This window comes from Bacillus sp. JJ1764 (assembly GCF_036962145.1).
Classification (GTDB): Bacteria; Bacillota; Bacilli; order Bacillales; family Cytobacillaceae; genus Neobacillus.
Genome location: NZ_JBALNY010000018.1, coordinates 62115 through 75050, shown reverse-complemented (window position 1 = coordinate 75050; position 12936 = coordinate 62115). Strand labels below are relative to the sequence as shown.

The window sequence follows — 12936 nt, the reverse complement described above, 5'->3', positions numbered from 1 at the left end:
AAAACATAAAAAAGCAAGGTTCATATTATAACCTCGCTTTTTTTCATCCGTTTATTTTTCCCTTATTTTGGGAATCTGATAACGAATTTTGTTCCTTTTCCTTTTTCGCTATTTACATGGATGGTTCCATTATGAAGCAGAACTAATTGCTTTACGATGGATAATCCCAAACCAAATTCTCCATAGGGATTACTTCTACGGGAGAGATCAGCCTTGTAAAATCGATGCCAAATATTCTCCACTTCATTGGAATCAATCCCAATTCCCGTATCCTCAATCTCGATGATTGTTTCGTTTTGCTCACTTTTTCCTCGGAGCCATATGGTTCCATTTGTGGTAAACTGAATACTATTTTTCGTAATGTTAATTAAAATTTGCAGTAAACGGTCATAATCGGCATTGATCATGACGTCATGATCTGCTTCTACCACAATGTGATTATTTTTTTCTTCTGCTTGAATACTTAATTGATCTTGAAGAATTTCTAGAATCTCGATCAATTGAATTTCTTCTTTATATAATTGAATCTGGTTTGAACGAATTTTTTCATAATCCAAGTTTTCATTGACAAGCCGGATTAATCTTCTCGCTTCTTTGCTCACCAGGTTAATTCCTTTTTCCCGATCTTCTTCGGGTATCATGTTATTCCTTAACCCTTCTATCACCCCGCTAATAGTTGTTAACGGAGTCCGCATCTCATGAGAAACATCGGCCATAAATTGTCTGCGGCGGTTTTCCAGGCTCTCAATCTCTTCCATAGAAGCATTTATTTTATTGACCATGTGATTAAAATCTTCTGCCAATTCGCCAATTTCATCAAAATTGGATGATTGGACATGGACATTATAATTTCCTGAGGAAACTTGCGAGGTCGCCTCCCGAAGTCTTTTGATCCGTTTCATATGAATTCGTGACAAATACCAGCTTTGCAAAAACGAAACACCAAAAGCTAGAAGAATCGTGTACAACAGAATCTTATTGATTTGTCTGATCATCGCACTTGACCCGCTAATCGGCGAAGTTAGCAGTACTCCTCCAATAAATCTGCCATGGTCAAGATAGGGTAAGACAACAAAGGTAACACCCTCCTGACCGAACCGTTTGTAATCACTTTGAACAATAATGGTTTGACCATTTGTGAGTTTTTCCCATTCATTCGGCTGCAAAGCTTTTATGGCTGGGCCACGATTGTTGACCAAATAGATTTTTCCATCCTGATCAAACATGCTAAAGCCAATTTTCCTTGCTGCCAGGACAGAATTATATTGGCTGAGAATTTGAGCGGTCGCAATTGGATTTTGATCTATTTCTGAAATAATGGCCTTACCATATGAAATGAGTTCATCTGCCTTGTTTTTATAAACGAGGTTCTCCAGATAATGTGCAAATAAAAGACTTAATAGCAAGAATGCCACTAGTATAATACTAATATGGCTGAAGAACTGTTGATAAAAATATCTAAACTTCATCCGTTTTGGTGGAATCATCGAATTTATATCCTACCCCCCATACGGTATGGAAAAAGGTTTGCGAAGTGGTCTCCACCTTTTTTCTAAGCCGTTTAATGTGGACATCGACCGTTCGTTCATCCCCATAGAACTGGTAGCCCCAAACCCTTTCAAGCAATTGTTCCCTCGAAAAAACTTGGCGGGGATGTTCCACCAAATAATACAGTAAATCGAATTCTTTTGGGGTTAAATTGGAAATGGGAGCCCCATCGACAAACACTTCTCTGGTTGTCTTATTGACCTTAAAATGCTCCGTCGATAAAAGACCTTCATCCTCTTTTGGCATTTGGGTCTGATATCGTCTGGTAACGGCTTTGATGCGAGCCATTAACGTTAAAGGGCTGAACGGTTTGGTGACATAATCATCTGCCCCCATTTCCAGTCCGAGCACTTGGTCTGATTCGCTGTCCTTTGCAGTTAACATAATTATTGGAACGGTAAACTTCTCTTCTCTTATTTTTCGACAAATGGACACCCCATCCAAACTGGGTAGCATCCAGTCTACAATAAGCGCATCCCAAGTGCCGCTTTTAAAACGGTTATATCCTTCCAAACCGTCATTAACAAATTCCCCATCAATGCCTTCTTTGGCAAAAAACATTTCAATCATGGAGCAAACACTTGTATTATCTTCAATCACTAATATTTTCACTATGAACTCTTCCCTTCGAAAAAAGGTTATCTGCTAATAGTGTAAACAAAATTCAAGTGATATCCAACTATCAGCTTCATTCTTCCTGATTAATTAATAGATTGTTCATAGTTTATTAATAATTTACGTTGTGAACAGGGCTGTTGATTCGCGCTCCAGGCGGCTTCGCTTCCGCTCTAATCAACAGGGTTCTTTAACATATTATTAGGCATAAAAAAGAGGCCTTACAATTAAGACCTCTCATCGAGCTATTTTACTTTCACAGAGGCACCAGCAAATAGGGCTTCTGCATTGGCACCGAGCATTTTGTCGAGCTGTAGCTCGGAGATGCCTTTTTCGCGTAATACAGGCAGAATCCTTTCAAAAATATTGCCGATATGCCAGTTTTCCATAATTTTTGTCACTTGTTCGTCCATGAATAGAGGACGACCGAGCCAAATATTAACGGTATCGTGAGCTAGTAATATCTGGTCCTCATAACCATCCTCTAATAATGCCAAGAGGGTTGCGACCCGGTCATGGTCAAATGGAGCACCCACCAGTACCTGGATTCCAAATCGGTCAAAACCAATCCGGACACCTTGGTCTAAAACAGCCTTATGATATTCGGGATTAGTATTCCCGCACATGTGGCCGATAATGATTTTACTAGGATCAACCCCAAGTTCAATTAACCTTCTAGCTTGCTCAGGACCCATTGTTCCTTCCTGCGTATGGGTCAGCAAAACAATTCCTGTTTCCTGGTGAATCCTTGCGGCTGCACGGAAGAACATTTTTTCATACTCCGTGATTTCGTCTTTGCTTGAGGCAAGTTTGATAATTCCCGGTTTAATGCCAGTACCAGCAATCCCTTCCTCAATTTCCGTTTTAAACATTTGATAGATTTCTTCTTCAGCAGAACCAAGACCCTGCCTCATTTTAAAATAAGGCGGAGCCCCTTCACCTTCATAGTAATAACCAGTAGCACAAATAATTTGCAGCCCGGTCGCTTCAGAGATTTTTTTCAAAAATAGCGGATTTCTTCCGCATTCATTTGGAGTCGGATCAACGACTGTCTGTACTCCATAACTTTGCATAAGTCGTGCCACATTTATGGCAGCTTCCAAGCTTTCAGCCTCATTAAATGCACCCAGTGTTACATCACCTTGATAACCCGGATATCCAAAAATAAAATGCTCATGGATTAGTGTTTTCCCTAATTGATCTACAGAAATTGGTCCTGTAACGGTTTCTACTGTTCTCAAACTACTTCACCCTTTCAAATTTTTAAAAATGAAAATCCGGGTGTCAACACTAGGTGTCTTCCATATTTATGGCTCTATAATCAACTTACCTTGTGTTTTTCTTGATTGCAGTACGGTATGAACTTCTGCTGCTTCCTCCAGCTTATACACTCCGCCAATTGTCAGTTTCAACTTTCCTTCGCCCAGATATGTAAACAACTCTACTAAACTAGGCTGAAGCAATTGAGGTTTCTTCATGATTTGCGGCAGGAAGAATCCAATCACGGATTGATTTCTTGCCATTAGGGATGATGGGTAAAATCTGGATTGTTCACCGCTGGCCACACCATAGATTACTAGACGGCCGAATGTAGCAAGACATTTCAATGTCTTATAGAACACTTCGCCTCCCGCCATTTCAAGGGCAACATCTACCCCTTTTCCTCCCGTTGCTTCCAGAACCTGCTTTTCCCAGTCGGGCTCTGTATAATTGATGAGAACATCGGCCCCCATTTCACGGGCTAATTCCAGTTTTTCGGTTGTACTGGCTGTAGCAATTATTTTGCCAGCTCCAAATTGTTTGGCAAGCTGAACAGCAATTGTTCCAACCCCACCCGCAGCTGCATGAACCAGAACAGATTCTCCTTTTTCAAGCCGACCCATCGTCTTTAAAATATGGTAAGCACTTAAGCCCTGTAAAGGCAGTGCCACTGCCGAATGGTAATCTAATTGTTCAGGAAGCGGAATAAGACCTCGCTCATCAGCAAGAGCAAATTCTGCGTAACCACCTGATTCAATTAAGGTCGCTACTCTCATCCCAGGAGACACGGTTGTTACTTGGTCTCCAACTTCTACGACAACCCCTGCAATCTCCGCGCCAGGAATGAAGGGCAATGCGGTATGAACGACATATTGACCCTCTCTTCTGGCAGTATCTGCATAGTTCACTCCAACAGCTTTAATCTCGATCAAGACTTCCCGTCCGGTAGGTTTTGGTTTTTCAAGATCTACTAGTTTTAGTACCTCAGGACCGCCATATTCCGTAAATTGAATTGCTTTCATCTTTTTCCCCTACTTCCCTTTAAATGCTGGTTTTCTTTTTTCTTTAAATGCAGCGATACCTTCTTGATGGTCCTCAGTTTGAACCATCAGCATCTGAGTCAATCGCTCTTGCTCAAGTATTTCTTCTAATGAGGCAGTAAACGCCTGATCTACGATTTTTTTCTGTTTGCCATATGCCTTACCAGGACCATGGGCCAATTTTAATGCCAGTTTTGTCGTTTCTTCATGTAACTTTTCTTGCGGAACCAAATAGTTGATAACACCAAGTTGATATAAACGCTCCGCAGAGATTGGCTCAGCCGTAAAGAAGAATTGTTTGGCAAGATGAGGGCCAATTAATCTTGGCAGAAAATAAGAGCCACCTCCATCAGAAATTAAACCAACCTGTGAAAAACTGAGGGCGAATTTACTTTCCTCTGCAGCAATAATTAAATCGCAGGCTAGCACTAAATTAAAGCCGGCTCCAGCCGCAAACCCATGGACAGCCGCAATAATGGGCTTCTCCGTGTCTTTCATTAGTAAGATAAGTTCGTTGAGTTTTCCAATATGTTCATAAACTTGGACACCACCGGCCTGCCCCATTGTTTTAACATCACCACCGGCACTGAATGAGCGGCCGCTTCCGGATAAAACAATTACCTGTATATCTTCATCTATTTGGGCATTCCTGATTGCATCCTTTAATCCTAAAATCATTTCAGGACTGAATGCATTCAAACTCTCTGGTCGGTTTAAGGTTAAGGAAAGTACTGGTCCTAATTTCTCCACTAGTAAATGTTCTTGCGCCATGCTCATCATCCTTTCTATCCTATCCATTATTTTCTTACAACCTGCTAACCTATTTAATTAACCAGCCACCATCAACTAACAAGTCAGTACCTGTCATATAGGAGGCGTCGGGTGATGCCGCAAATGAAATGACTCTAGCAATTTCCTCAGGCTTGCCTACTCTGCCCAATGCCGTATTTCTTTGGATTGCCCGGACAAAGCGTTCATTTTGCAAGCCCTCCTCTGTTAATGGTGTTTCTACAAACCCAGGGGATACCGAGTTCACACGGATTCCATGGGGCGATAATTCCAAAGCTAGCGCCCTGGTAAAATTAATGACGGCTGCTTTTGCCGCACTGTAATGAGGTATTTCCGCACCGGCTTGATGCCCGGATAAAGAAGCAACATTCACAATGGCGCGATGATGCTCCTCACGTTCCGCTCCTCTAACCATCAATTTGCCGAGCTCCTTAGAAACAAGGAAAACACTTTTTAAATTGACATCCTGAACAAAATTCCAGTCTTGCTCAGACATCTCTAAAATTTTTCCATTTCGTGAACCACCTGCATTATTAACAAGGACATGAAGATCCCCATAATGTTGCTCAACATATTCGGCTAATTCCACAACATCCTCCGCGTCGGTACAATCAGCGCGAAAAATTTCTGCCACCGGAATCTTACTTTTCCCGTTTATAATCGAGGCTGTTTCTTCAAGTTTGTTCCCTGTTCTACCGACTAAAATAACTTTAGCTCCTTCTTCAGCGAGCTGGATTGCAGTTGCTCTGCCAATCCCGCTGCCAGCCCCTGTTACTACTGCAACCGTTTGCGAAAACCTCATTCAATTGCCTCCTTCAGCACTTCTTAAAATTTATCATGCGCGACAATCGTCGCATGCTGGATCAATCCATGAACAAATTGATGAAAGTTGGCAAATCGTGGGTCATTTGTTTGCCCTTTTTTAAACCGGTAATAGATTTGCTGACAAATGACGGCAAGTTTAAAATAAGCAAAGGTTATATAAAAATGAAGCTTTGAAACATTCCTGCCACTCTTTTTGGCATAAAGGTTAATATATTCCTTTCTAGTAAAAAACCCTTCATGGACCGCTGTAACAGGATCTTTACCCAGTCCTTTTTTTAACAGTTCGGAGTCATCCGGCAAGTTCCAATAGCTCATCGCTGCACCTAAGTCAGCCAGCGGGTCACCTACAGTGGTCATTTCCCAATCAAATAAGCCTACCATCTCGGTAAAATCCTCATTAAACATCGCATTATTCAGCTTGTAATCATAATGAATCACGGTGGATTCAGAATGCTTTGGAACGTGATCAATAAGCCATTTAATTAAGGTCTCTACTTCTGAGATTTCCTCTGTTTTCGCCCGCTCATATCGGCCAATCCAGCCTTGGACCTGCCTTTCCATAAATCCATCTGGCTTGCTTATTTCTAGCAGGCGTGTTTTTTTATAATCAAGCGAATGTAACTCTACTAAATTATTTACCATAATTTCTGAAATTCTTTTACATAGTTCAGGAGTGACGTCACGCCCCTCGGGAAAAGCGGTGTCTAAAACAATTCCATGCTTTCTTTCCATAATGAAAAAAGGACTGCCCACGATATCTAATCGATCTGAAAATAGGAAAGGTTTTGGAGCTGCAGGGAACAAAGGATTTAATTCTGAGAGGATTTTAAATTCCCTTTCCATGTCATGGGCCTTTGGTGCCACGGGGCCGAGAGGTGGACGTCTTAAAACCGCTTCCCATTCTCCCATCTTGATTTGGTAAGTTAGATTGGAATGACCGGATGAGAATTGGAGGATTTCCAATGGACTCCCGGGAAGCTCTTTGATATTTGTCCGTAAAAATTGCTCCAATACCGGCAAATTCAATTCCTCGCCTTTACGAACAGGAATTGTATCATTTCTCATTTGATGAGGCATGTAGCTCCTCCTTATTTTTAAATATTCAGAAACTTTAAGTGTAAACTTTGTACTTTTGCAACTCTTCTTGCAATAAGTCCGGTAAAGGTTTGCTTTGTTGTTCATCAAAATCAAAATAAACCATGATGGCATTGCCACAGGCAATCCGTTCATTTGTTTTGGCACAAATGATATCATGTTCTAATTGGAAACTTTTGGTACCAATTTTAGAAACAGTTGTTTTCACTAGTAATGTCTGATTAAAATAGCCTTGGCTGAGAAAATCACACTTAGTGGAAGCAAGAATAAAATTCCAATTTTTTGAATCCATATTAAAACCTAATGATTCGAAAAAACGAATTCTAGCTTCTTCAAGATAAATAAAGTAACTTGTGTTATTGATATGGCCGATTGCGTCTGTTTCACCAAAACGCACGTTCACCTGTATTTCATGCATGACTTAATACACCTCATTGTCTAGAAAATGCTCAAGAAGCCATTTTTATGTCATTTTAATACTTTCAATACTAACCGGTTGGTATGTTGTTATTTTAAAAAGAGGGGAATTTCATTTAAAAAATTCCTCTCTACACTTTTTCTCTTAATTTACTTGAATTCCCTTCAAAATCATTTCGACAAATATCTCCGCAACCTCTTGATCCGTACATGGACCATTAGGATTAAACCACTGGTAGCTCCAGTTGGTGACCCCCAAAATCCCGAACGTAATAATTTCAGGATTTAGGTCACTGCGAAACTCCCCTGCTTGCATCCCTTTCTTGATCAGGTCTTCGAGATTATATCGAAACTGATCCCGCTTCGGAATCACTACTGCAAGACGTTCCGGACTTAGATTCTTCATTTCACGAAAGAAAATCTTAGCTGAAGATCCTTGCGTTTTTATATCGGTTATAAGCATATAAACGATTTCGGATAATTTTTGTTTACATGTCTTCTGTTGGTCATTAAAAATCTGTTCCTGTTGGACAAGCAGCTCATCAATATATCCCAAGTGGATATCCATTAATAGCTCTTCCTTACTGGAAAAATAATAATAAAATGTCCCCTTGGTTACCCCAATGGAGTCAACGATGTCTTGAATGGAAGTTTCACTAAACCCCTTTTTTTCGAATAAGCGAATGCTTTGTCCTACTAGTTTCTCTTTCACTTTATTGTCCTCGCAATCTGAATAAATGTCCCGATAAAATTATATCATATTGTCATCACACCTCTACATTTGTTCCAATAAAGATTATTTTTGCTATTTTTTAAGAGCTTCATCTCTTAACGCACGGCGAAGAATTTTTCCAACTCCAGTTTTCGGCAACTGATCACGAAACTCGATACTGCGCGGAACCTTATAAGCAGCTAGGTTTTGTCGGCAATATTGGATAATCTCCTCTTCAGTAGCCGATTTTCCAGCCTTTAATACGATATATGCTTTAACATCTTCCCCTCTATAAGGATCGGGTACCCCAATTACCACCGCCTCTTGAACAGAAGGATGTTCATATAACACTTCTTCAATATCACGCGGATAAATATTAAAACCGCTCGCAATAATCATGTCTTTTTTTCGATCAACAATATATAAATAACCCTCCTCATCCACCCTGGCAATATCACCAGTAAACAACCAGCCATCCCTTAAGGTATTGGCCGTTTCCTCAGGCATGTTCCAATAGCCCTTCATAATCTGAGGACCCTTAATGATGACCTCACCAAGTTCACCCGGATTCAATTCCTCAGTGCCTGTCGCAAGGTCGACGATTTTATATTCGGTGGATGGCACCCCAATCCCTACACTGCCCGGTTTCCTATCTGCAAACGGAGGATTGCAGTGAGTGGTTGGAGACGCTTCTGATAATCCATATCCCTCTAATATTTTCGCACCTGTTTTTCCTTCAAACTCCCGAAGTAGTTCGACTGGCATCGGGGCACTTCCGCTGTTGCAGGTTTTAATACTGCCGAGTCCGTATTCATCAGCACGCGGATGGTTCGTAATCGCCACATACATGGTTGGTACACCTGGGAAAGTAGTAGGCTGTTCATTTTTAATCGTGTTTAATACTTCCTCCAGATCAAAGCGAGGGAGCATTATGGATTCCGAACCGGTCAAAATAGACAAATTCATACAAGAAGACATACCAAAAACATGGAATAGTGGAATAACCGTGAGACAGCGCTCCTTGCCCAATTCAAATTCATGCTTAAAAAATTCATAGCATTGAATGACATTAGCTAAAATATTGCGGTGTGTCAGCATCGCTCCTTTTGAACGCCCTGTTGTCCCTCCTGTATATTGCAGGACAGCCACATCGTGTTCAGGTTCAAACTCAATCGGTAGTACCTGCCCATTGCCTTCTTTTAAAAATTGGTCAAAACTGCGATCCGGGGTAAAATCATGTCCTGAAGGCTGAAAGCTGACAATAATGATATTCTTCAATTTTGTTCGTGATTGAACACTTTTTACTCTCTGGTAAAAGGCATCTAAAGTGATAATCGATTCTGCACCGGAATCATTTAAAATATACTCTAGCTCACGTTCAACCGACATTGGATTTACTTGTGTGACTATTCCGCCTGCTGACAGTACTCCGTAATAAGTAATAACGTATTGTGGGCAGTTCGGCAGCATGATCGCGACTCTGTCCCCTTTTTGCACCTGATTTTGCTGTAATGCAGAAGTAAAGGCTTGAACGGCAAAGGATAACTCCTGATAAGTTATTTTTCTTCCATAAAAAGAGAGGGCATTATTGGCAGGATACTTTTCTGTTGTTTCTTTAAGAATGTGGGTTACGGTTTTGTTCGGAATTTCTACTGTTTTTGCAATCGATACAGGGTATTGAGCTAACCATGCCTGTTTATTAGTCATCTATTTACCTCCAAATTAGTTGTTTTAAAATGTTAAGCCTCCGCCGTCTACAGAAAGGGTTGCTCCGGTAATAAAGGAAGCCTCATCTGAAGCTAAAAATACCACCGCATTTGCAACTTCCTCAGGGGTGCCGATCCGTCCCAACGCATTTGCTCTAGAAATAATCGGCCACTTTCGCTCATTTTGTTTCCAGTTATCAATAATTTTCGTGTCAATGACTCCCGGTGCGATTGCATTAACACGAATATTGTATTTCCCGTATTCAAGGGCAGCATTTTTAGTTAAAATCACTACACCGCCTTTGGAAGCATTATAGGCAGACATATACTTCTGGCCCTTTAACCCCAATAAACTGGAAGTGTTGATGATTGCCCCGCTGCCGGCTTTCTTCATTTCCGGGACAGCATACTTAATGCCGAGGAATACCCCTTTTAAATTGATATCAATGACCTGGTCCCATTCCTCTTCAGCTAATTCGTCACTGCGAACTTCCGAATTTCCAATACCAGCATTGTTAAACATGATATGTAAGGCACCATATGTTTTAGTAGTAATTTGTATGAGTTCTTGAATTTGCTTAGAATCAACAACATCTGTCTTAACAAAAATGGCCTTACCACCCGCCTCGGTGATGAGTCCAACCATTTCTTCTCCGGAAACAGAATCCACATCAGCAACGGTAATATTTGCTCCTTCTTTAGCAAACTTGATGGCTGTAGCACGACCAATTCCACTGCCGCCGCCAGTAACAATGGCTGTTTTTCCTTGTAATCTCATAATCAAGTTCATCCTTTCTAAATATATTGAACGCGCTTTCATTTACAAATAATCTACAGAATAAAAAAAGAATAAATCTCTGATACTAACCGGTTGGTATGTTATAAATACTATTATACAATTGATACATTAAATATTCAAACCTTTTTCTAAATATTCTAAAAATACATAGTGTCATAAATACAAAAAAAGATCCGGATTTAATAATCCCGACCCATTGTCCCATTAAAATCTTTTCTGAAGCTTTTTTTGCTTATTCATTAAATCATATGATTTTTCAATGATATCAGTTAAGACATCACCTTTATAAATTCTTCCCAGTTTCAATCCTTGTTGGTAATACTCAACAATTTCATCCAACTTTGCTGATGTTTCTTTTGTAATTCTTACATTTAATTGAATTCTTTCACCTTGTTCCAAGAAAGACACCTCTATTCAACTGATAGTAAATCGCTAACAAATTGCTAGCAAATCACTATCATCTACTATCTGACCTAATTATATCATATTTCAACAATATTTTCATTACACAAAAAAGTGGTGAATAGAGGTCCAAGCACTTCGCGGTCTGCTCCCATCCCTTGTTCAAATAAAAATATTTTCATTTACACTTAAAGGGTTAATTGAACAATTTCGTCTAACTGATAATGTCCTAATAACCAATTTTCCAGTAGTTTGGTCAGTTCAGGGTGGATGGGCAGGTTTCCTTCTGCTGGCAAATCCTTTTTAATAGAGAATATAGTGGATGTTTTGGTTACCAATTTACAGGCGTGACCCATATTTTCTACTACATAGTATTCAGCGTCCCCTTTTACATACTGTGGTAAATCCTTAAGTACCTCTGGATTTGCTTGAATGTCTCTTGCACCGGTGATTGCTAAAACCGGGCAGGTCACTTTTGCTAAATCCTCTCTAACATTATATTGGATATGTTCACGGAACCACTTTGCGTTAACTTTGACAAAACTTTGTTTGATCGTATCTTCATTAGACTTCATCATTTTTTCAAGAGATTTTTGAGCCTGCTTTTCAACTTTTTTATGAGCACCTAAGAATCGTAACAATTTTGCTTGAAAACTTTTCCCATCCAGAATATCTTGGGTAGCGATATCTCTTTGCCGTTTCATCGCTTCACCCAATGTTTCAACCGCTCCTGAAAGCAAAATAAGTCCTCCTAGCGATTCCCTAGCTGCAACCGCAGTTCCAATGGCACATCCTTCACTGTGACCTAATATTATCACTTTTTCAGGGTCTACTTCAGGTTGAGCTTTCAAAAATTGAACAGCTGCACGTGCATCATCGACTAGATCCCACAATCCCGTTTTCAGGTATTTCCCATCACTTTGGCCAACACCGCGCTTATCGTAACGAAGATTAATAAACCCTAATTTAGTTAAAAATTCCGCTAACTGTCGATAAAGTTTTAAATCCAACTTTTCACTAGCTTTTCCATTGCGATCAATTTTCCCAGACCCTTGAATAATTAGGATGGCCGGCCTTTTTTCTCTACGTGTTTCTGGCAAATTTAACGATCCTTTTAATGCCACCTTACTTTGAATCGTAATTTCTTTCTCCCTTATTTCCACATCAAATTCCCCCATGTTATTGATCAGTTTCACCTGGAATGATAATAGTAGCTACAGTCCTTCTTCTTCTGCCCTTATCCAGTTTTTTCTCCGCATACTTTATATACACTTCTCTTAATTCCTGAGCAAATTGCTGAAATTCTTCATCGTCTAAAAACAAGGATGTCTGCCGGAATGTAACACCATCCGCCAATAAATCAATGTTTTCTTCATTTTTCAAATATCTGTCATATTCCCCCATTAAATTAGCCAAAAATTTAATAAACAGGCTCATATGTTCATCCTTTGACAGATTATTTAATTCTTCTGGACTAATTGAAGCTTTCTTTGGGTCTTGAATGGAATAAACCTTTTCCACGGTTCCTCTTATAGGTATTTCATCAACAATATGAATAACACAGGCTTCTGCTAATTTTTTTATATTTCTGTACAACGAAGCCTGCGGTATATCTGGAAGCAGTTCCTTTAACTGTTGGGCTGTTAATTGCTGATTTATTAGTTGCTGAATAATTCGCATCCGAACTGGATGTAAAATGACATCAACGGTTGATTCCTTCATCTTTAT

Annotated in this window: 14 protein-coding genes; all 14 read right to left on the bottom strand. The window is 39.9% G+C overall.

Going from position 1 to position 12936, the window contains the following annotated elements; all coding sequences use genetic code 11:
• Nucleotides 1-62: 62 nt before the first annotated feature.
• The 14 genes from V7083_RS03055 to V7083_RS02990 all read right to left on the bottom strand — a co-directional run bounded on the left by V7083_RS03055 (nucleotide 63) and on the right by V7083_RS02990 (nucleotide 12930).
• The gene (locus V7083_RS03055) at nucleotides 63-1487 is read right to left on the bottom strand and encodes a HAMP domain-containing sensor histidine kinase (RefSeq protein WP_335475246.1); all 1425 of its coding nucleotides are present in this window, start codon (nucleotides 1485-1487) and stop codon (nucleotides 63-65) included.
• Entirely contained in the window at nucleotides 1459-2160 is a 702-nt protein-coding gene (locus V7083_RS03050) for a response regulator transcription factor (protein ID WP_335475244.1), read from the bottom strand. Before V7083_RS03050 ends, V7083_RS03055 begins: the two co-directional genes overlap by 29 nt.
• A 248-nt stretch (nucleotides 2161-2408) precedes the next feature.
• Nucleotides 2409-3404: a phosphotriesterase family protein gene (locus V7083_RS03045; RefSeq protein ID WP_335475242.1), complete on the bottom strand. Its 996-nt coding sequence runs from the start codon at nucleotides 3402-3404 to the stop codon at nucleotides 2409-2411.
• A 66-nt stretch (nucleotides 3405-3470) separates the two neighbouring features.
• Nucleotides 3471-4445: a quinone oxidoreductase family protein gene (locus V7083_RS03040; RefSeq protein WP_335475240.1), complete on the bottom strand. Its 975-nt coding sequence runs from the start codon at nucleotides 4443-4445 to the stop codon at nucleotides 3471-3473.
• A gap of 9 nt (nucleotides 4446-4454) precedes the next feature.
• Entirely contained in the window at nucleotides 4455-5234 is a 780-nt protein-coding gene (locus V7083_RS03035) for an enoyl-CoA hydratase/isomerase family protein (RefSeq protein ID WP_335475238.1), read from the bottom strand.
• 49 nt (nucleotides 5235-5283) lie between these two features.
• Nucleotides 5284-6054: an SDR family NAD(P)-dependent oxidoreductase gene (locus V7083_RS03030; protein ID WP_335475236.1), complete on the bottom strand. Its 771-nt coding sequence runs from the start codon at nucleotides 6052-6054 to the stop codon at nucleotides 5284-5286.
• A 23-nt stretch (nucleotides 6055-6077) separates the two neighbouring features.
• On the bottom strand, nucleotides 6078-7154 hold the full coding sequence (locus tag V7083_RS03025) for a phosphotransferase family protein (RefSeq protein WP_335475234.1): 1077 nt from the start codon (nucleotides 7152-7154) through the stop codon (nucleotides 6078-6080).
• Nucleotides 7155-7188: 34 nt separating this feature from the next.
• The gene (locus tag V7083_RS03020; protein WP_335475233.1) at nucleotides 7189-7590 is read right to left on the bottom strand and encodes an acyl-CoA thioesterase; all 402 of its coding nucleotides are present in this window, start codon (nucleotides 7588-7590) and stop codon (nucleotides 7189-7191) included.
• Nucleotides 7591-7734: 144 nt separating this feature from the next.
• Nucleotides 7735-8301, bottom strand: coding sequence for a TetR/AcrR family transcriptional regulator (locus tag V7083_RS03015; RefSeq protein ID WP_335475231.1), 567 nt, complete (start codon nucleotides 8299-8301; stop codon nucleotides 7735-7737).
• A gap of 93 nt (nucleotides 8302-8394) precedes the next feature.
• Nucleotides 8395-10008 (bottom strand): long-chain-fatty-acid--CoA ligase, encoded by a 1614-nt coding sequence (locus V7083_RS03010; protein WP_335475229.1) that lies wholly within the window; start codon nucleotides 10006-10008, stop codon nucleotides 8395-8397.
• A gap of 24 nt (nucleotides 10009-10032) precedes the next feature.
• Nucleotides 10033-10785, bottom strand: coding sequence for an SDR family NAD(P)-dependent oxidoreductase (locus V7083_RS03005; RefSeq protein ID WP_335475228.1), 753 nt, complete (start codon nucleotides 10783-10785; stop codon nucleotides 10033-10035).
• Between the two features lie 225 nt (nucleotides 10786-11010).
• On the bottom strand, nucleotides 11011-11205 hold the full coding sequence (locus V7083_RS03000) for a hypothetical protein (RefSeq protein WP_335475226.1): 195 nt from the start codon (nucleotides 11203-11205) through the stop codon (nucleotides 11011-11013).
• Between the two features lie 191 nt (nucleotides 11206-11396).
• Nucleotides 11397-12371 (bottom strand): alpha/beta hydrolase, encoded by a 975-nt coding sequence (locus V7083_RS02995; RefSeq protein ID WP_335475224.1) that lies wholly within the window; start codon nucleotides 12369-12371, stop codon nucleotides 11397-11399.
• A 16-nt stretch (nucleotides 12372-12387) separates the two neighbouring features.
• On the bottom strand, nucleotides 12388-12930 hold the full coding sequence (locus V7083_RS02990; protein WP_335475222.1) for a helix-turn-helix domain-containing protein: 543 nt from the start codon (nucleotides 12928-12930) through the stop codon (nucleotides 12388-12390).
• Nucleotides 12931-12936: the final 6 nt, after the last annotated feature.

Coding starts and splice junctions, on each gene's coding strand:
- V7083_RS02990 (WP_335475222.1), bottom strand. CDS start 12,930: ATGAAGGAATCAACCGTTGATGTCATTTTACATCCAGTTCGGATGCGA.
- V7083_RS03030 (WP_335475236.1), bottom strand. CDS start 6,054: ATGAGGTTTTCGCAAACGGTTGCAGTAGTAACAGGGGCTGGCAGCGGG.
- V7083_RS03040 (WP_335475240.1), bottom strand. CDS start 4,445: ATGAAAGCAATTCAATTTACGGAATATGGCGGTCCTGAGGTACTAAAA.
- V7083_RS03010 (WP_335475229.1), bottom strand. CDS start 10,008: ATGACTAATAAACAGGCATGGTTAGCTCAATACCCTGTATCGATTGCA.
- V7083_RS03020 (WP_335475233.1), bottom strand. CDS start 7,590: ATGCATGAAATACAGGTGAACGTGCGTTTTGGTGAAACAGACGCAATC.
- V7083_RS03055 (WP_335475246.1), bottom strand. CDS start 1,487: ATGATTCCACCAAAACGGATGAAGTTTAGATATTTTTATCAACAGTTC.
- V7083_RS03025 (WP_335475234.1), bottom strand. CDS start 7,154: ATGCCTCATCAAATGAGAAATGATACAATTCCTGTTCGTAAAGGCGAG.
- V7083_RS03005 (WP_335475228.1), bottom strand. CDS start 10,785: ATGAGATTACAAGGAAAAACAGCCATTGTTACTGGCGGCGGCAGTGGA.
- V7083_RS03035 (WP_335475238.1), bottom strand. CDS start 5,234: ATGGCGCAAGAACATTTACTAGTGGAGAAATTAGGACCAGTACTTTCC.